This window comes from Paenibacillus sp. 32O-W (assembly GCF_007679495.1).
GTDB lineage: Bacteria > Bacillota > Bacilli > Paenibacillales > NBRC-103111 > Paenibacillus_L > Paenibacillus_L residui.
Window position 1 is genome coordinate 1 of record NZ_VEGP01000027.1, and the last position, 19,163, is coordinate 19,163.

The 19,163-nt window shown below is 47.5% G+C and carries 22 protein-coding genes; 18 read left to right on the forward strand and 4 right to left on the reverse strand.

Features of this window, described 5'->3' with window-relative positions; genetic code table 11:
- Positions 1 to 373 precede the first annotated feature (373 nt).
- Positions 374 to 796: a hypothetical protein gene (locus tag FS806_RS12450; RefSeq protein WP_222126658.1), complete on the reverse strand. Its 423-nt coding sequence runs from the start codon at positions 794 to 796 to the stop codon at positions 374 to 376.
- A 303-nt stretch (positions 797 to 1,099) separates the two neighbouring features.
- Here FS806_RS12450 and FS806_RS12455 point away from each other — a divergent pair, with 303 nt between their 5' ends.
- From FS806_RS12455 to rsmI, 10 genes are all read left to right on the forward strand, one after another.
- On the forward strand, positions 1,100 to 1,303 hold the full coding sequence (locus tag FS806_RS12455) for a sigma factor G inhibitor Gin (RefSeq protein WP_144936659.1): 204 nt from the start codon (positions 1,100 to 1,102) through the stop codon (positions 1,301 to 1,303).
- A gap of 163 nt (positions 1,304 to 1,466) precedes the next feature.
- The gene (locus FS806_RS12460; RefSeq protein ID WP_225312814.1) at positions 1,467 to 2,948 is read left to right on the forward strand and encodes an aminotransferase class I/II-fold pyridoxal phosphate-dependent enzyme; all 1,482 of its coding nucleotides are present in this window, start codon (positions 1,467 to 1,469) and stop codon (positions 2,946 to 2,948) included.
- 199 nt (positions 2,949 to 3,147) lie between these two features.
- Positions 3,148 to 3,807, forward strand: coding sequence for a dTMP kinase (tmk, locus tag FS806_RS12465; protein ID WP_144936662.1), 660 nt, complete (start codon positions 3,148 to 3,150; stop codon positions 3,805 to 3,807).
- Between the two features lie 18 nt (positions 3,808 to 3,825).
- Entirely contained in the window at positions 3,826 to 4,155 is a 330-nt protein-coding gene (locus FS806_RS12470) for a cyclic-di-AMP receptor (RefSeq protein WP_144936665.1), read from the forward strand.
- Between the two features lie 38 nt (positions 4,156 to 4,193).
- A complete protein-coding gene (locus FS806_RS12475) occupies positions 4,194 to 4,640 on the forward strand; it encodes a YaaR family protein (protein ID WP_144936668.1) in 447 nt (148 codons plus the stop codon).
- Between the two features lie 14 nt (positions 4,641 to 4,654).
- Positions 4,655 to 5,632 (forward strand): DNA polymerase III subunit delta', encoded by a 978-nt coding sequence (gene holB, locus FS806_RS12480; protein WP_144936671.1) that lies wholly within the window; start codon positions 4,655 to 4,657, stop codon positions 5,630 to 5,632.
- A 2-nt stretch (positions 5,633 to 5,634) separates the two neighbouring features.
- Positions 5,635 to 6,438: a PSP1 domain-containing protein gene (locus FS806_RS12485; protein WP_144936674.1), complete on the forward strand. Its 804-nt coding sequence runs from the start codon at positions 5,635 to 5,637 to the stop codon at positions 6,436 to 6,438.
- A 25-nt stretch (positions 6,439 to 6,463) separates the two neighbouring features.
- The gene (gene yabA / locus FS806_RS12490; RefSeq protein WP_144936677.1) at positions 6,464 to 6,799 is read left to right on the forward strand and encodes a DNA replication initiation control protein YabA; all 336 of its coding nucleotides are present in this window, start codon (positions 6,464 to 6,466) and stop codon (positions 6,797 to 6,799) included.
- 388 nt (positions 6,800 to 7,187) lie between these two features.
- Positions 7,188 to 7,979 carry a tRNA1(Val) (adenine(37)-N6)-methyltransferase gene (locus tag FS806_RS12495; RefSeq protein ID WP_144936682.1) on the forward strand — a complete coding sequence of 264 codons (792 nt, stop codon included), beginning with the start codon at positions 7,188 to 7,190 and terminating at the stop codon, positions 7,977 to 7,979.
- A complete protein-coding gene (rsmI, locus tag FS806_RS12500; protein ID WP_144936685.1) occupies positions 7,976 to 8,839 on the forward strand; it encodes a 16S rRNA (cytidine(1402)-2'-O)-methyltransferase in 864 nt (287 codons plus the stop codon). The genes FS806_RS12495 and rsmI overlap by 4 nt, the downstream gene beginning before the upstream one ends.
- Positions 8,840 to 8,992: 153 nt before the next feature.
- On the opposite strand, the gene FS806_RS12505 is transcribed toward rsmI, so the two are convergent.
- Positions 8,993 to 9,247, reverse strand: a complete 255-nt coding sequence (locus FS806_RS12505; RefSeq protein ID WP_144936688.1) for an AbrB/MazE/SpoVT family DNA-binding domain-containing protein — start codon at positions 9,245 to 9,247, stop codon at positions 8,993 to 8,995.
- A 381-nt stretch (positions 9,248 to 9,628) separates the two neighbouring features.
- Here FS806_RS12505 and FS806_RS12510 point away from each other — a divergent pair, with 381 nt between their 5' ends.
- Entirely contained in the window at positions 9,629 to 10,900 is a 1,272-nt protein-coding gene (locus tag FS806_RS12510) for an HD domain-containing protein (RefSeq protein ID WP_144936691.1), read from the forward strand.
- A 22-nt stretch (positions 10,901 to 10,922) separates the two neighbouring features.
- Entirely contained in the window at positions 10,923 to 11,690 is a 768-nt protein-coding gene (locus FS806_RS12515) for a TatD family hydrolase (protein WP_144936693.1), read from the forward strand.
- Here FS806_RS12515 and FS806_RS12520 read toward each other — a convergent pair.
- On the reverse strand, positions 11,676 to 12,896 hold the full coding sequence (locus FS806_RS12520) for an ABC transporter permease (protein ID WP_144936695.1): 1,221 nt from the start codon (positions 12,894 to 12,896) through the stop codon (positions 11,676 to 11,678). The two genes, FS806_RS12515 and FS806_RS12520, sit on opposite strands and share 15 nt — an antisense overlap.
- A complete protein-coding gene (locus FS806_RS12525) occupies positions 12,889 to 13,641 on the reverse strand; it encodes an ABC transporter ATP-binding protein (protein WP_144936698.1) in 753 nt (250 codons plus the stop codon). Before FS806_RS12525 ends, FS806_RS12520 begins: the two co-directional genes overlap by 8 nt.
- A 494-nt stretch (positions 13,642 to 14,135) precedes the next feature.
- Here FS806_RS12525 and FS806_RS12530 point away from each other — a divergent pair, with 494 nt between their 5' ends.
- From FS806_RS12530 to FS806_RS12555, 6 genes are all read left to right on the forward strand, one after another.
- Positions 14,136 to 15,275: a resuscitation-promoting factor gene (locus FS806_RS12530; RefSeq protein WP_144936701.1), complete on the forward strand. Its 1,140-nt coding sequence runs from the start codon at positions 14,136 to 14,138 to the stop codon at positions 15,273 to 15,275.
- 289 nt (positions 15,276 to 15,564) lie between these two features.
- Positions 15,565 to 16,110, forward strand: a complete 546-nt coding sequence (gene rnmV, locus FS806_RS12535; protein WP_144936704.1) for a ribonuclease M5 — start codon at positions 15,565 to 15,567, stop codon at positions 16,108 to 16,110.
- Positions 16,111 to 17,001, forward strand: a complete 891-nt coding sequence (rsmA, locus tag FS806_RS12540; RefSeq protein WP_144936707.1) for a 16S rRNA (adenine(1518)-N(6)/adenine(1519)-N(6))-dimethyltransferase RsmA — start codon at positions 16,111 to 16,113, stop codon at positions 16,999 to 17,001.
- A gap of 62 nt (positions 17,002 to 17,063) precedes the next feature.
- A complete protein-coding gene (yabG, locus tag FS806_RS12545; RefSeq protein WP_144936846.1) occupies positions 17,064 to 17,936 on the forward strand; it encodes a sporulation peptidase YabG in 873 nt (290 codons plus the stop codon).
- A gap of 211 nt (positions 17,937 to 18,147) precedes the next feature.
- A complete protein-coding gene (gene veg, locus FS806_RS12550; protein WP_144936710.1) occupies positions 18,148 to 18,423 on the forward strand; it encodes a biofilm formation stimulator Veg in 276 nt (91 codons plus the stop codon).
- Between the two features lie 239 nt (positions 18,424 to 18,662).
- Positions 18,663 to 18,851, forward strand: a complete 189-nt coding sequence (locus FS806_RS12555; protein ID WP_144936712.1) for a small, acid-soluble spore protein, alpha/beta type — start codon at positions 18,663 to 18,665, stop codon at positions 18,849 to 18,851.
- Positions 18,852 to 19,163: the final 312 nt, after the last annotated feature.

The window sequence follows — 19,163 nt, forward strand, 5'->3', positions numbered from 1 at the left end:
GGAATTTTTTATCGATGAAACTCAAGAAGCTGGCCCGGCTTAAGCGGTGAATTCCGATGCCGACCTCGAAGTGATTCGAGAAGCATTTTCAGCCGGTGCGGGAGGACGTTGCCAAGCGGCTTTTTTTTCCTGAATTTAACGTAATCTCTCCCGAAGGAGAGTATGCGGAATTTTTTATAAGAACCAAGCCTTGCGGGTATATTGCCGGCAGGGCTTTTTTTATTTTGTCTTGAACTCCGGTACGATGTCGATAAGGCACTTAATCAATGCAACTTGTATGTCCAATGAAACAGCAAATCATATCAATCGATTGAAATCTGAAGTAAAGGACGAAGCACACAAGACAGCTTCGTCCTCTAAAGGATTTCCCGTATCAGGTTGAATAGAGCAATAATTCATCAGCGGTTATTTTAATCAGCCCGTGGGGGTGAACCTGCTTCAGTTGTTGCAGAATCCATAGTCTCGGGAGCAGAGTCCAAATATGTACAAACATAAATGTGGCAAATACCGGGACGGGAACCCAGATGTAGGCTGCTCCAATAATAGCGGCCCCAGTAAGCAACAGGTGCATGTGAATGGAGAGTAAGAAGCGATTACGGATATATCCTTCCGGCAGATATCCGTTCCAAGGCAGGTTCTTCGTCCATAACCAGGAAAAGTCCGCTGACCAGGGAGTAAATCGCTTGATCAGGCGGATAAGCACATAATACAAACCATGAACAGCCGGTAAAGCCAGCAGCAGCGCAAGAGCACCGCTGTAATGCCAAAGGAAACAGCCCGCCCCCCATAATAACAATATGGTTATATAGATTGAAGAGGGCAATTTTCCATACCCGCATTTTTTAAGCAAGGTATAATTATATATCGTAGCCTTTTCAGATAGTCCCCTGTTCATATTTGCCTCCGATTGTATGTATAGACCTATCATTAGTATATTGGAAGTACGCCTAAAGAAAAAGACTTGTTCGCATTAAAGCGTACAGACACCATCGGTCATCAGCTTACATAATATAAATAAAAGATAAAAATAGCGGCGGGGAGTTTAATAGTTTTCTATTTGGGAAATACTAATAGGAAATTCAAAAGCGGGGTGGGGAGGATGGAGGCAGCCAGACCGACTGAAGAAATAAGTCAGACTATATGCATCATATGCGGGCAGCAGAGAGAAGACGGCATTCACATTATTTCGCAATTTATATGTGCCGCTTGCGAAGAGGAGATAGTCCATACGGATGTGCAGGACGAAAAATATCCATTTTTTATTCATCAGCTCAGACAGATCTGGTACCCTAAGGATGCATAATTTTGGCTAACTGCAAAAAAAGCTTTATTAATAAAGCTTTTTTTCATATAGTAAGGGGAGAATAAGTGACTGGCTTATTCTCCTTTTTTCTTAAATATAGGAGGAAAGCCCTGGGCTTCTGGACTAAGGGACAAAGATCAAAGCCATATGGAGGATCATCAGGGTGATTCATGATAGATACATACGCGCTCCATTATATGAAACATTATTAGAGTATCATTTTCAAAGACGTTCGAGCTTTCATGTTCCGGGACATAAGGGGGGGTCCGCCCTTTCTGCCAAGAACAAGGGCATGTTGGAACAGATTATGTCTATAGATTTTACGGAAATCACCGGATTGGATGATCTTCATCAGCCGGAAGGAGTCATCAAGGAGGCTCAAGAGCTTGCGGCAGATTGCTTTGGCGCGGACCGGACGTATTTTCTGGTAAATGGCAGCACGGCGGGGAATTTGGCCATGATTACGGCAGTCTGTGGCCGCGGGGATGTACTGATTGTGCAGCGGAATGTTCATAAGTCGGTTATCCATGGCTTGATGCTTGCGGGTGCCCGGGCGGTTTTTGTGACTCCGCGGTTGGATCCGGGAACCGGACTGGCCACGAGTGTCGGCAGCAAGGATCTGGCCGAGGCACTGGATCGGTATCCTCAGGCTAAGGGAGTTTTACTCACTAACCCTAATTATTACGGAATGGCAATAGACTTAAAGCCTATAGCTGATCTCGTTCATTCCCGGGGTATTCCGCTTCTTGTTGATGAAGCCCATGGGGCTCATTTTGGCTTTCATCCGGCATTTCCTGAATCGGCTTTGTCCGCAGGTGCGGATGTGGTCGTTCAATCGGCTCATAAAATGCTAACCGCTCTGACTATGGGTGCGATGCTGCATGTTCGTGGCGGTCTAGTCGATGTTCATAAGATAGCCTCCAGGCTGTCCATGCTGCAGACCTCGAGTCCTTCTTATCCGATTATGGCGTCTCTGGATCTATGCCGGAGCATGCTTCAGCAAGAAGGCAGCCGGTTGTTTGAGCGCGGACTTGAGAGTGTCGGAACATTTCGTGATAAAGCGGAGTCATTGGATGCTTTTCAGGTGGTGAAGCTTGAGGGGAATGGGGCTTATGACGCCTGGGATCCGTTTAAAGTTATTTTAAGGGATCGAACGGGAACCTTGAACGGATTTGAGTTACAGCGAGAATTGGAGATTAGAGGCTGTATGATTGAAATGGCGGATCCCCGTCATGTGCTCTTGCTATTCAGCCTTGCTTCCAGCCTGGCGGACACGGAAAAATTACTATCCGCTTTAACGGATATTAACGACAAATTCGGGCTTCATGAGAAGGAAAAGCATGATGCTTTGACGAATAAGATTACAACCGCTTCAATGCCGCATGTATCTCTTCCTATTCCTTTCGACATCGATCTTTCCCGCCTTGATGATTGTGTACAGACGGTTCCCTTGGACAACTCAGTGGGGTATCGTTCGGCTGAGATGGTCATTCCGTATCCGCCAGGCATTCCTGTTCTGTATCCGGGTGAGCCTGTTACGAAGGAAGCGGCAGCTTACCTTGCTGTCCTGGCCAATACCGGGGCAAGGTTTCAGGGAACAATGGATCGCTCATTAGCTACGCTTCAGGTACTGAATCCTGATTAACCTCTGGGCGCGCGCCTCATATGTTATTAAGAGCCCACTTTCAGGGGGAAGGCCATCGGTTTTTGAGTCTTGGAAGGTTTAGCAGGGAGATGCCGCCGAGTGAAGAGTTCCAATCCTAATATGTTCAAATGATGATAAATACATTCGCTTAAAAAACTGACGATACATCTAGGTATAGTCATTCTTCGGGAGGAATTTTGTGAAAGGAATTTTTGTCACCTTCGAGGGCCCGGACGGGTCAGGCAAGTCGACTCAGCTCCAATTGCTGGCTGATCGTTTAATTAAGCAAGGCTTGGATGTGCTGGTCACACGCGAGCCGGGCGGTACACCGATAAGCGATGAAATTCGCCGAATCTTGCTTTCTCCTGATCATCAAGAGATGGTTGATCAAACGGAAGTGCTCCTATATGCAGCCTCACGGGCTCAGCATGTACATGAGAAAATCATCCCGGCCCTGGAACAAAACCGGATCGTATTGTGCGACCGGTATATTGATGCAAGTGTTGCTTACCAGGCCTATGGGCTTGGTCTTGACTTACAGACTGTCCTGGCCGTAAGCCGTTTTGCCAGTGCGGGCCTGCAGCCTGCGAGAACCTACATGCTGGATGTTCCGGTAGAGATCAGCAGAAGGAGATTGCTGGAGAGAAGCCAAGCTTTCAATGGCGAAGGCTTGGACCGCATCGAACTTAAAGGCGATGATTACCATCAAAAGGTAAGAGAAGGCTTCCTGACCATCGCCGAACAGGAACGGCACCGGGTTCGCTTGATTCGGGCGGATCGGACGGTCCAGGAGATTGCGGACGAAATTGCAGAAGATTTTGAAAAGCTTGTACACCCCGACTCACAAGTTAGGGTATAATAATAGGGAGGGATATCTATGAAACTTGTTATTGCCGTTGTGCAGGACAAAGACAGCAACCGGCTGTCCAACGCGCTGGTCAAGGAAGGCTTCCGCGCAACCAAGTTGGCCAGTACGGGGGGATTCCTTAAAGCAGGCAACACCACTTTCATGATCGGTATTGAGGATGACCGAATCCCTGAAGTGATGCAAGTCATTAAAGCCAACTGTAAAGTCCGTGATCAACTGGTTACTCCCGTGTCTCCTATGGGAGGTTCGACGGATTCGTATATACCTTTTCCCGTTGAGGTACAAGTGGGCGGAGCCGCCGTCTTCGTCCTTCAAGTGGAACGGTTTGAACATTATTAAGCGGCGCCATTGTCCGCGATGAAGGCAGGTCTACAGGCATGAAGATAATACCGGGCTTGCGGCCCCTTGCCAAAGATATCAAGCCGCTGGACAATTCTTTAAACCAGCAGATTCAGCCGAAGCCTTTCTCAGAATTCATGCGGAGGCATGATCAGCAGGTAACCGCGGACGAATTGCAGCGAATTCTGGACCAAATTCATCTGCAGGGCGAACGTCTTGCGAAATCCTTGACACTAAGGGAGCTTCGGCAGTACAAACTGCTGGTCAAGAAGTTTCTGGAGGAGACTGCCCGGCGCGGAGTCCATCTTAAAGAGACGAAGGGCTGGGACCGCCGCGGGCGGGCCAAACGTTATAAATTGCTAGAGGAGATTGACGCCGTTCTCTTGTCCATGGCGGATGAGCTGCTGCAGCAGGAGAACGGTAAAATTGAGCTGTTGAGTAAAGTGGGAGAAATTCGCGGCATGCTTATCAATCTCCTCTATTGAAATGAGGGGGAGCTATGTCCTTTCAAGCGATAGCCGGACAGGCTCAAGCGAAGAGAATTCTGCAGAACGGTTTGCGGTCGGGACGGCTATCCCATGCTTATATATTCAGTGGCCCTTCAGGTTCGGGCCGCAGGGAGATGGCCAAGGAATTGGCCAAAGCGCTCTACTGCAGCGAATTAGTTGACGATAGCTGCGGCCATTGCCTAAACTGCCGTAAGGTAGATCATAACAACCATCCGGATGTGGTATGGATCGAGCCCGACGGCGCCTCGATTAAGATAGATCAAATTCGTGAGCTTCAGAAAGAGTTTGCCTATCGTGCCACCGCTTCCCAGACGAAAATTTATGTCCTGAATGAAGCGGACCGGATGACGGTTCAGGCTGCCAACAGCTTGCTGAAGTTTCTGGAGGAGCCCCTTACGGACATCATTGCAGTCCTGATAACGGAAAATGGACATGCCTTGCTGCCCACCATTCAATCCCGGGCGCAATGGATTTCTTTCGTTCCGGCGAGCCCGCTGGAGATGTCTTCTATTCTAATAGAAGAAGGACTCTCGCCGATACTGGTTTCGCCTGCGGTTCATCTGGCGGCCGGAGTGCATGCGGCGAGGGAGCTGGTATCTGCGGAATGGTTTGCGGAGGCGAGAAATACGGTTTTGCAGCTGGCCAAGGAATCATTGACGAAGCTTCCTCACGCGATGATTACTTTACAGCAGAAGGTGTTCAAGAGTAAGCTCAACGAGCATATAGACATATTAATGGATTTGTGGATGTTATGGCTCAAGGATATGGTGCGTTTGAGCAGCGGTCATAAGGAGAATATAGTTTATATAGATCAGGCTGACTGGATGTCCCCGTTAGCTTTCAGCCGGGAAGTCGGTTTTTGGATTACAGGAATGGAGCGGGCGGTTGATGTCCGGAAACGGATTAGGTTTAACGCCAATCCCCAGCTTACGCTCGAAAAATGGATGATTGACTTACAGGGGGGGTAGCATTGTATTCAGTAGTCGGTGTTCGCTTCAAGAAAGCGGGCAAAATATTTTATTTCGATCCTATAGACTTGCCTGTGGATAAGGACGATCATGTGATAGTCGACACGGCACGGGGGTTGGAATATGGCAAAGTTGTCATCGGCAAACGGGAAGTGCCTGAAGATGATGTCGTGCTCCCGCTCAAGAAAGTAATTCGCATTGCGGATGATAACGATGCGAAATTAGTGGAAGGCAATAAATTGGCGGCCAAGGACGCCTTTGGCATCTGCCAGGAAAAGATAAAGGACCATCAACTGAAGATGAAGCTGGTTGATGTAGAATATACATTTGATCGCAATAAAATTATTTTTTACTTTACGGCCGAAGGTAGGGTTGATTTTCGAGAGTTGGTCAAGGATCTGGCCAGCATCTTCCGCACACGGATAGAGCTTAGGCAAATTGGAGTCCGGGACGAAGCGAAGCTGCTTGGAGGAATCGGGCCTTGCGGAAGAATATTATGCTGCTCCTCTTTCCTGGGGGATTTCGAGCCGGTGTCCATCAAGATGGCCAAAGATCAGAATTTGTCATTGAATCCTACCAAGATTTCCGGACTATGCGGAAGATTGATGTGCTGCCTCAAGTATGAGCATGATAATTATGAAAGTGTGAAGGATGAGCTTCCCAAGATAGGCAAAATTGTAATGACCTCATATGGTACCGGCAAAGTATTAAGCATTAAGGCTAATGAAAAGATGATTAAAGTTCAACTGTTCGAACAGAACAGAATTCTGGATCTTCCATCGGAAGATGTTGTCGAACAGGAATAGCGGATTTTAACGTCGGGGTGAAACCGTGGACAAAAAAGAACTATTTTTACAGATAGAACAAATGGAAGAACGGATGAGCGCAAATCTTGCCGACCTCAATTCTTTAAAACAACAGCTTGTCCTTGTCATGGAGGAAAATCACCGTTTGACGAACGAGAACCAACAGCTCAGGAAATTATTGAAGAAGGACACCTCTGGCGAAGTCAAACATCAAGAAGGGAAAGAAACGCCGGTCATAGGAGAAGGCTACGATAACCTGGCCAGACTATACTATGAAGGCTTTCATATATGTAATGTTTATTACGGGCATCTTCGTAATGAGGGAGATTGCTTGTTCTGCTTATCTTTTTTGAATAAATGATTCTACCGCAGAGATATAAGTCTCTGCGGTTTTTTACCACATCCGAAAGTTAAATTTACTAAATCATAAAGTAAAGATCTTTCGGATTGGCATGAAAAGCTACCACTAAAGAAGAATTTGACGACATCTCTGATTGGGCATCAATAGAAGCTTTTCTTACCACATCCGAAAGTTTGAATTTACTAAAGCATGACAGTAAAGATCTTTCGGATTGGCATGAAAAGTTACCACTAAAGAGGAATTTGACGACATCTCTGATTGGGCATCAATAGAAGCTTTTCTTACCACATCCGAAAGTTAAATTTACTAAATCATAAAGTAAAGATCTTTCGGATTGGCATGAAAAGTTACCATATTATTTTCAGATTAAAGTTGTGAGGGAAATATCATGGAATCGATTCCGGTAAAACTCCAGGAACACGAACGGGTTGATGATTTATTGACGAATGATTTGCACATCATTCAAAGTGGCGAGGTCTTCAGCTTTTCGATGGACGCTGTTTTGTTGTCTCGCTTTTGTACGGTACCGCCACGGGGTAAAATCATGGATTTATGCACAGGGAATGGAGTTATTCCACTGCTGCTGACAACCCGTACCAAGGCTAATATATGGGGGGTAGAAATTCAGGAGCGGCTTGCCGATATGGCGGACCGGAACGTGCGTCTTAATGGTCTGGAAGAACAGGTCCGCATCATGCAGGGCGATTTGAGGACCATTCATGAGACATTGGGCTATGGGAAGTTTGATTTGGTAACGGTCAATCCTCCTTATATGAAAGCCAGAACCGGGGATCAGAACCTAAACCCCCATGTTGCGGCGGCACGGCATGAAATCTTCTGCACTCTGGATGATGTAGCAGCCGCTTGCAGCAGACTGGTCCGAACAGGGGGCAAAGTAGCGATGGTTCACCGTCCCTCCCGACTGGTGGAGATTTTGCATGCGTTAAGTAAGTACAGGCTGGAAGCGAAGCGTATCCGTTTTGTTCATCCCCGGCAAGGGGAAGAAAGCAACATGGTGCTAATTGAAGCGATTCGCGACGGCAAGCCGGAAGTGAAGCTGCTTCCTCCGCTTATTGTCTATAAGAATAATCATGAATATTGCGAGGAGCTCATGGAGATCTATTATGGCAATAGGGATAGCCTGTCGTCCGAAGAAGGAAAGGAAGGAGGGGAAAGATGAACATTCAGCAAAGCTTTCGAAATGCGGGAAACACGGGAACGCTGTACTTGGTAGCGACACCGATTGGAAACCTGGAGGATATCACCTACAGGGCGGTACGAATATTGAAAGAAGCCGATTGGATCGCGGCCGAAGATACGAGGCAGACGCGCAAGCTGCTGTCCCATCTTGAAATCTCCAACCGTCTGGTCAGTTATCATGAACATAATAAAGAAGCCAGCGGAGCGGAGCTAATCCGCAGGATGGAGGCGGGGGAATCCGTGGCATTGGTCTCCGATGCGGGACTGCCGGCCATTTCCGATCCCGGTTACGAGCTGGTTCGTGCTGCTGTGGAGCATAGTATACCCGTAGTTCCAATTCCGGGTGCTAATGCCGCGTTGTCGGCCTTAATCATTTCCGGTCTGCCGACCGATAAATTCGTCTTCGTTGGATTCCTTCCAAGGGATAAGAAGGGGATGGCTAAAGAACTGAGTTTATGGAAAGACGTCCAGGCGACCGTCATCTTCTATGAATCCCCTCATCGGATTGTCAAAACCCTTAAAGAAATACGCGAGGCCTGGGGAAACCGGGAGGTCGCTTTGGTAAGGGAATTAACCAAGAAATATGAGGAAGTCGTTAGAGGGCGGTTGGATGATTGCCTGCAGCATCTCGATGAAGTGGAACCGTTGGGAGAATATTGTATCGTGGTCGGTGCGGGAGAAGCAGAGGCTGACGACCGAGAAGCCTGGTGGCAGGAGCTGACTCTGGAGGACCATGTGGAGTTCTATATTCGCCAAGGGGAAGATCGCAAGCAAGCGATCAAAAGAGCCGCGCAAGATCGGGGAGTGCCGAAGAGGGAAGTATACAATCAGTTATTATAATAGTAGAAACACAACTAAAAACTCTCCTTGAACAAAAAAAGATCCCTAAGTAGCAGGCGGAAAAATAATGCTTCCATACTTAGGGATTAGAGGAGATATGAAAAAGGTTAGAATTAACAAATTATCGATTATACCCATTATACACCATTATTATTATTTTGTCACAGGTGCGGGCATTTCCGTGACACAATTCTGACAAACTATTTTTCCTTTGAAGTAAGTCACGTCTTCTGCATTGCCGCAAAAGATGCAGGCAGGCTCATATTTCTTCAACATGATTCTTTCGCCATCTACATAGATTTCCAAGGCGTCTTTTTCCCCGATTCCTAGAGTACGGCGAAGTTCTATAGGAATAACAACGCGTCCCAATTCATCAACTTTTCTTACAATTCCGGTAGATTTCAACATAATGAAAACTTCACCTCTTCAATATATTAATCGTCATTATTCGACAATATTTTACTTTATTATAATACCAACTCTTCCCATAATAGTCAACACAAATCATTTCCCTTGCCTATCCATTTACAGGAAAAAGATAGATAGACAGTTGGTTTTTGTCTCTAATCCAGCGTTTACGCAATATTTTAAGGTGCAAACTGGATTTTTCAGTCATGAATCTTGTATATTTATACTATATTTTGGAATAGCAGGGAAGAGAAACTTTTCCTCTAACCCTTTTATATTGGGAAATCATCCATATATTTTTCGACAAATTCCTTCGATAATTTGTCGAATTGATGTCTAGAAAACTAATGAATTTAAGAGATTAAAAGGAGGAACTGACTTATGATGGAAGAGAAAGTGTTCAAAGATCCAGTCCACAAATATGTTTATGTTCAAGACGAGACTATCTGGCACTTAATCAACACTAAAGAGTTTCAAAGGCTGCGCCGCATCCGTCAATTAGGTACCTCCTATGTAACCTTTCATGGTGCGGAACACAGCCGGTTCTCCCATTCTCTTGGAGTCTACGAAATAACCCGCAAAATCATTTCCTTGTTCGAGCGAAACCATTATCCGGATTGGCCGCGGGAAGAGCGGTTGCTCTGTCTTTGTGCCGCCTTGCTTCATGATTTGGGACACGGGCCCTTCTCCCATTCCATCGAGAAAACATTCAAGACGAATCATGAGGATTGGACTTGTCGAATGATTTTAGGAGATACCGAGGTTAATGAAGTTTTGCGCCGGATCGATCCCAGTTTTCCCGAGCAGGTAGCTGCGGTGATTGCCAAATCTTATCCTAAGGAAATAGTCGTCAGCTTAGTATCCAGCCAATTGGATGCGGACCGGATGGACTATTTACTGAGAGATGCTTATTATACAGGTGTTAATTACGGTACTTTCGACATGGAGCGCATTCTTAGAATGATGCGGCCCTATAAGGGGCATGTCGTTGTCAAAGACAGCGGCATGCATGCCGTAGAGGATTATTTAATGTCCAGGTATCAGATGCACTGGCAGGTTTATTTCCATCCCGTAACCCGCAGCGCGGAAATTTTATTGGATAAAATTTTTATGCGTGCTAAAGCTTTATACGAAGATAGATACCCGTTTCGCTTTATGGTGAAACCGATACAGGCGCTTTTTGATCAAAAGTTATCAGTGAATGATTATTTTTATTTGGATGAAGCGCTGATGCAGACGGTGTTCATGTATTGGATGGAGGAAGAAGATGGGGTACTTGCCGACCTGTGCGCCCGATTTATTCACCGCAGGCTGTTTAAGCATGTTCCGATTGAGAAAGAGGACGAAGCGCTGGCTGAAGAGCTGAGGCTTTGGATGAACCGCCGGGGGTGGAAATCCGAATATTATGTCGAAATTGATTTTCCGCTCGATTTGCCTTATGATGTGTACCGACCCGGCGAATTGGATGAGAAGCTGCCTATTTTGTTATTGGATGAGCGCAAACAATTAAACGAAATATCGACCCGGTCTGAGATCGTTCGTTCCATCAGCGGCATCCGCCGGGGCCAGAATCAACTTTATTATCCGGCTGAAATTGTTGCGCTGGACGATATGCCCGAAACTCTGCGCAGGCTGCTGGATGCAGATCGGTAATGGTTTTGGAAAGGAGCAGAACATGCTGACAGATACTCATGCGCATCTGAATGATGAGAAATTTGACGAAGACCGCGAAGCCGTCATAGCCAGAGCGGTAGAGCAAGGAGTTACAAGAATAGTCAATGTGGGTTTTAATCGGGAAACGATCCCTACTTCCCTTAAGCTCGCGGAACAATATGATTTTATTTATTCCACTGTAGGCTGGCATCCCCAGGATGCCAAAGATATGCGGCCCGAGGACCTCGATTGGCTCGAATCGCTATGCCGTCATGAGAAAGTAGTCGCTATAGGAGAGATCGGACTTGATTATTATTGGGATACTTCTCCCAAAGATGTACAGGATCGCGTCTTCCGTGATCAGATCCGTTTGGCCCGCAAGCTGGGTCTGCCGATAGTGATTCATAACCGGGACGCTCATGGCGATATCGTTAAAATCCTGCGGGAGGAGAAAGCTTCGGAAGTAGGCGGCATCATGCACTGCTATTCGGGAAGCTGGGAGACTGCCAAGCTGTGCCTGGATATGAACTTCCATATTTCCTTCGGCGGGCCGATAACCTTCAAGAACGCCAAACAGCCGAAAGAGGTGCTGCAGAAGGTGCCCCTCGATCGGCTGCTGATTGAGACGGATTCGCCTTATCTTACTCCCCATCCCTACCGCGGCAAAAGAAACGAGTCCGCCTATGTCCGGCTTGTAGCCGAAGCGGCCGCCGAACTGACAGGGAAGACGCTGGAAGAAATTGCAGAAATAACGACAACGAATGCTATACGACTGCTAAAGCTGAAGTGAGGTCCGCTTCAGCTTTTTTCTCATGAAGATGAGGCAGTAAGCGCTGACCATCAACAAGGAAACAGCTGCCGCGGCCAAGGAAAGGCCAGATCCCCGGGATTGCCAGACAAGCACCGCTCCTAGAAGGAGCCATTGGCTGAGCAGGCTTACATAAGCAATGCGGATAATCGCTGCTCTCTTGCTCATCGCATCAACAGGGTAGAGCTTAAGCCAGAACGTATAACGGTGATACTGATCCAGAGAAGACATCTGGACACAGGACATCCATAGGAAGATGCCGAACACCGCGATTTTCCAGTTCGGATCGGGAACTAGAAGGAGAAGCAGAGCCCCGGCAGCGGTTAATCTGACCGAAATGCTGGCCGTTTCCGAGCGAATATACGTCTTCGTAAACAAATATAAATAAGTGGACGCTTGGCGGAACGGGAATCGGCCTGTAATGGAAGCCAGCCAGCGCCGTGGTTTGACACGATTCGGCAGGTGATCCACTTCAATGAACCAGCTGAAGAACAGATAATGCTTGGAGAGATGCTCCCGCTCCTTCCGAATCAGATATTCCCAAGGGATCGGATATTGATTCGTCTTCTTGTAGCTTGCCCAGAGGATGGTTACACAAAGAAGGCCGATGATGCCTGCTATAGCGGGTCCATACTGGTATACGGTAAAAACGACAATGGTGGAGGCTATCCATCTAATGAAGCGAAGCAGTCGTCGACTGCGCTCATGAACCTGCCGGGCCTCTTGCCAACTGCCGAGAACATTCCCCCATTTAACAATTAATAGAAATACGCTCAACAGCAGAAAGGAGGTCGAACCGTCTTTGGATACTTTATAAAGTGGCCATAAAATAATCGCCACGACGAGAACTGTGGCAGCCTGCCAAAGATAACTGTACCGTAATGCCCGGGATAAATAAGGCCCGATTCGGCTTTCCACCGGGAGCAAAAACACTCGATCCGCCGGCTGCAGGAATGTACGGATGGGACTGAAGGCTACCGCCCAGGTTATCAGAGGGACCGTGAACCAGTAATAAGGAAAGTTGTCCGGCAAAGTTTCCAGCCACTGAATATACATATACATTGCCGCTATAAAGGCAAAGAACAAGACCCCTTGGCTCATGCTTCTGCCGATGAACCGCCAGTAGTAGGCCGCCTCCTTCCAGAAGGATCGGCATCTTCTACCCCATAATTGAATGGGATCAAACATCTCCTTTTCCCCCGTTTTGAATCAGTTTATAGAAAATATCGTCGAGTGGCGCGCCTTCCATATTTGCCAACTGCCCCAATTCGACAAGCGTTCCCTCTCCAACAATGACCCCCTCGTTAAGTACAAGGAAACGGTCGCAGTATTTTTCCAGAGTGGATAGGATATGAGAGCTGATCAGGAAGCTCGCCCCCGCCTCCTTGAAGGTGACCATCAAATCCAGCAGAGAGCGAATACCTAGCGGATCCAATCCGAGGAACGGCTCGTCGATAATATATAGCGGCGGTTCGATCAGAAAGGCGTTCATGATCATTACCTTCTGGCGCATCCCCTTGGACAAATGTACCGGAAAATGCTTGACTTTATTCCTCATGTGAAACAAATCCAGAAGCTTGTCGGCCCGCGTGTTCAATTCCGTTTTGGAAAGTCCATAGGCAAGAGCGGTAAGCTCCAGATGCTCCCAAATCGTAAGCTCCTCATACAATTCAGGGCTTTCCGGAACATAGGCGAAGGCGGAGCGATAGATCCCCGGAGCCTCGGCCAAGGTCTGCCCTTTCACCCGGATATCGCCTTGCTGCGGTTGAAGCAAACCGAGAATGTGTTTGATTGTTGTGCTTTTGCCTGCTCCGTTTAAACCTATCAGGCCTATCATTTCCCCTTCATTGACAGAAAAGGAAATATTTTTTAGGACTGGCTTGTGGATAAAGTACCCTCCGAATACGTTTTCAAGGGTCAAAATCGGTGCCAAAAAACCTACCTCGCTTTCCCATATTATGGATATTTTTAACTTAATTTATGTCTGTCCATTATAAACCTAAGGCGCTTATTTTCCTAATGCAACACGAAAAACGGCGAAATAATCAGAAAACCTTTATTAATGGATAGAAATAGAACGGTTATGTTTTGTAATTTTCAGAATTTGCCGGAATAGGTTCGAAAATCGGGTTTTTATATAGGGATCACCCTCTTTACAAGGTTGATCGATAGAGCTTATGATAACTTTCATGAAAGCTTAAAACCTATCGCCGAATTTCTAATCGCTAATAATTTTGGGATACATATCCGGACTTTCACATAGAGTTTTGTTTAAGGGGAGGTGGAGCTAGGTCAAGAGCGCCAAAAGTGTGATCTTGTCAATCAAGAAATTACGGTGATATTAATCTAAACCCAATTATCTTAGTCGCGTCAGATCTTAATCATGCGTAACAGTCGACGGCGGGGCTTTGAAGGAGGACCGAAGAAGTGGGCGCAATCCAGGTTGAGAACACCCATGTAAAACGATCATCCAGCATGTCCTTCGCATTGCGTTGGAAGCATGAAAACCTGCGTTTGGTAACAATAATTGCCTTGGCTTCATTCGCATTGACTTTCATGTTTTTCATGTTGTTGTACGGTACGGCAACCAAAAGCGTTTCTTTGGTGGTGGACGGAGAAGAAAAAACGATTCAAACGAAACAGTGGATCTTGAGTCGTCTGCTGGATGAACAAGGAATCTCGGTAGATGAGCATGACCGCATTTCGGCGGATCTCAACACCCAAATCGAGAACGGCGACCGATTTACGATCGATCATACATTGCCTGTTCTGGTAACTGCTGATGGGGAGACCAAGACATTGTACACAACTGGAAGAACGGTTGCCAGTGCGTTGGAAGATTTAAATATACATGTTGGGGAAGACGATAGAGTCGTTCCCGCCATAGAAGATCCCATTGTGTCGGACGCCTCTATTCAGGTGATCCGCGTTACGAAACAGATTGAAGAACAGACGGTGCCGCTTGCCTTTGAAACGATAACCCAAGATGATCATAACTTGCTCAAGGGAAAAGAGCAGGTAGTTCAGGAAGGGAAAGAAGGCAGCAAGCTGGTGCAGACCGAGAAGGTTTATGAAGACGGTCAGTTAATTGCGGAAAGCATCGTAGGAGAGACGATTGTCGAAGAGAGCGTGAATAAAGTTATTGCGGTAGGCGTTAAAAATCCGCAAGTCATGGCTTTGTCCGCAGAGTCAGGCGGCGAGTTCATTCCCGACAACGGAGTTCCGACGAAGTATAATAAAATTTTGAACAATGTTACGCTTACGGCATATACAGCCGGGGCTTCTTCAACGGGGAAAAATCCCGGAGATGAAGGATACGGAATTACCGCATCCGGAACGAAGGTAACGGAAGGGCGTACCATTGCTGTAGACAAGAGTGTCATCCCGATGGGATGGTGGGTTTATATCGATGGAATCGGCTATCGCCGGGCCGAGGATACAGGCAGCGCCATTAAAGGCAACAAGATTGATATTTACTTCGAGAGCGAGTCTTATGCCAATAAATTTGGCGTGAAACGGGGCTATACCGTATATGTTATCGGACCTAAGAAACCAACTGCTGATTAAGCTTGGCTTTTGGGCCAGTTAATGGTATAAATTAAAAGACAGTGAAGCATGACAAGAAGAGGGTAGCTCCTCTTCTTTTTGCTTGTTATAGGTGGTCCGGTTCAATCGTATGGCGGGAACGAACCGCTGATAGCATTATGTTAATCCGAGGATAACAGCGATTGGAAGTCCAAATTTGTCTAGGATAAAAATTTTACGGGTAACTTGGAATTCCAACGGTCTCTAAAACCACTTCATGCTAAGAAGCGCAGCACAAATGGTTCATAATTTTTCGCTTGAGGTGAACCGAATGATTAAGGAATTAATTGTCGTTGAGGGGAAGGACGATACGGCTGCTATTCGTAGAGCCGTAGAGGCGGATACGATCGAAACCGGCGGATCGGCCATTAACGAAGACATCTACCGCCGGATTGAATTGGCGCAGGAACGGAGAGGCGTCATCATATTCACCGACCCCGATCATGCGGGGGAGAAACTGAGAAGACTGATTACTGCCAGAGTACCCGGCTGCAAGCACGCTTTCCTCCAGAAGGAGGACGCCTTATATAAGGATGATATAGGCGTCGAGAATGCCTCCCCAGAGGCAATTCGGACGGCTCTTGCGAATGTTAAGACAGATTTCAATCCGGCCGAATCGGAAATCTCCTGGCAGGATCTGATCGAAGCGGGCTTGATCGGTCATCCCCAAGTTTCCCAACGCCGTCTGGAGGCGGGCAAGCTGCTGGGAATTGGGTATGCTAACGGAAAACAGTTTCATAAGAGATGCCGCATGTTTAAAATTAGCCGGGCGGAATTCGAGCAGGCCATTAAGGAATTAGCCAAAAGAGGGTTGTAAATGGACAAACAACTAAAGGACTACGGAGATATTTCTGCACCGAATCGAACGAAAGAGATTGTGTCCCGACATGGATTTTCCTTTAAGAAAAGCTTGGGGCAAAACTTTCTGGTCGATCAAAATATATTGCGTAAAATCGTTGAAGCGGCTGAATTGGGCCCCGATGATGGAGCCTTGGAGATCGGACCCGGGATCGGATCTCTCACCGAACCGCTGGCCAGGGCGGCCAAGGCCGTGTTAGCTGTAGAGATTGACCAGCGGCTGATTCCCATACTTGACGAAACTCTGGCCTCTTACTCTAATGTGCAGATCGTACACGGGGATGTGCTTAAACTGCCTTTGGGCGATTTGCTGCGCCAGCATCTGGGAGAATGCGAACGGGTCAGTGTTGTGGCTAATTTGCCCTACTATGTAACGACCCCTATTGTGATGAAGCTGCTGGAAGAGAAGCTTCCGCTCCGTAACATCGTGGTAATGATTCAGAAGGAGGTTGCCGATCGTATGGCCTCGGGACCGGGGACCAAGGATTACGGAAGCCTGAGTTTAGCGGTTAGCTATTACTGTGAGCCCCAATTGGTCACCATTGTTCCGCGTACGGTCTTCATTCCGCAGCCTAACGTGGACTCTGCGGTCATTAAGCTGAAGGTAAGAGACCGGCCTCCGGTGCAGGTGGAAGACGAAGCCTTCTTCTTTGATGTTGTGCAGGCAGCCTTTGCCCAGAGACGGAAAACGGTTGCCAACAACTTGCTCGCCCGTTTCTTCGGTAAAGGGGAGAGATCGCGTTTGGAGACTATTCTGGCAGAGGCGGGAATAGATCCGGCTCGGCGCGGAGAGACACTATCCATTGACGAATATGCCCGACTAAGCAACATCATGCTGCGCTCCCTGTAAACTTCTTATACACCAAAAGCCCATCCCTGCCATAGGATAGTTCAAGGGGAGGGATTATGGCGATGAAGCAAGGGGATCTGGTAACGAGAAAATCCTACGGCGGAGATGTCATCTTCAGAATCGAAGCGATAAGTCGGTACAAATCCTGGTTGAGAGGGATCAATTACCGGCTTCTGGCCGATGCACCGCCGGCTGATTTGGAACCGGTCAGCTCCGCGAGGATTTACAAGGACGAGGAGGCGTTTCAAAGGAGTGCGGACGAATCCATAAGGCGATTTGGCGAAACGCAGAAACAGACCCATAAGAAGGGAAACAGCCGCGTCAATCCGAATAAAGCGCGCCAAGCCCGCTCCTTCTTTGAGCTTCCGGGCAAAGTGCTCCATCTGGACGGAGACCCCCGCTACTTGAGAAAGTGTATGGAGCTGTATAAGCAGCTAAGAGTACCCGCTGAAGGGGTACATGTTCATGAATCGGCAATGCCGTCTGTACTATATAAGCTGCTTCCGCAGTCCCAGCCCGATATCGTGGTCATTACGGGGCATGACGGGCTTGTCAAAGGTCAGGGGCAGCCGGATGTCATGAATCTTAGCAATTACAAAAATTCGCATAATTTCGTTCAGGCTGTGAAGATAGCCCGGCAGTACGACAGAAACCGGGACTCTCTCGTTATTATAGCAGGTGCCTGTCAGTCCCATTATGAGGCGTTGCTGCTCGCCGGGGCCAACTTTGCCAGCTCGCCTTCGCGGGTGTTGATCCATGCCCTGGATCCGCTGATTGTGGCATCGAGAGTATCCTTCACTTCCATTGATGATACGATCCAAATTTCCGACATTATCCATCAAACCCAGTCGGGGCTTGAAGGGCTGGGAGGCATACAGACCCGGGGAAGCTTCCGATTAGTTTTGCCGAAGCCGCAGACCCATATGGAATCCTGATTCAAGCACCTTGCTTATAGGTGCTTTTTTTGTAGAATTATGGAGGTTTAACCGGATTCGGGAACCGTACCGGCAGGCCTCGTTGTTCAAAAAAATTCGGGACAAATTAACCGTTGACAACGCAATTATGATGCTGATATAATATTATCCTTAATTGACAAGCTGCCCATCTTGAGTTATAATGGACTAAGGAAAGAGGTGGTAGCTTACAATGGCTAAAAATGCGCTATTGGAGATCAGACGCAGTTTGGAGCCCCACGTTGGGCAGAAGATTGTGTTGCGTGCAAACGGTGGTCGCCGAAAGACCATTGAACGATCTGGAGTTTTGGAAGAGACCTACCCTTCTGTTTTTATCGTAAAGCTTGATCAAGAGCAGCATGCTTTTAAACGAGTGTCATACAGCTATGCGGATATACTGACGGAGTCCGTAGAAGTAACCGTCTGCCAAGATGAAGGACAAGTCCGCATCTCTTATATGCAAACTTAACTGAACGAATTTTGCAGCAAAGCCCTTTTGGGTTTTGCTGTTTTTTATTTGTAGGGGATATTCAAGGCTCGCCGCAAAGAGTGTAATTAGGGAAGAGCGACAGCGCTTAGAGGAAGTCTTGGCCGCTGACTCTGTTGGAACACGGACGGAATATGCTTCGAAGGCCGGACGTTACTTTGTGGGGTTATTTTATTGTCTGCCTTTACACATACTAACCCTGAGCGAAAGGAGGGATACTGATGAGCCGGAGAAGAAGAAGCGTCATGTCCGAACAGTTTAAATATGAGCTTGCCAAAGATTTAGGATTCTATAATACGGTCAAAGAAGAGGGCTGGGGCGGGATTCGGACCAAGGATGCCGGAAATATGGTTAAACGGGCGATCCAAATCGCCGAGCAGGCCACAAGCGGAAACCGTCCGAACCGTTAAATGCCGAGTTCGCCGGAAGTACATGCCGCAAGCTCTGAGCCGGCGAAACGGGTTGCCAGAAGCCGGAGGCCGGAGGGATAGCCGTTCCGGCTTTTTTTAGTATCATTAGCCGCAAAATGTTATCAAGCTGCTATCGAAAGAAAGTCAGGGAGTGCGACCGGGATTGGAGGACTCAAATGCGTGCCTCTCGCGGCACACGTTGCGGCGCTGCATGGCGGGTGACCAGGACGGAGTACGCTTCGAAGGCATGCGCCACTTTATGGGGTTATTTTGCTGACCAGCCATGTTATAATATGTTAAGCTGTTTAACGG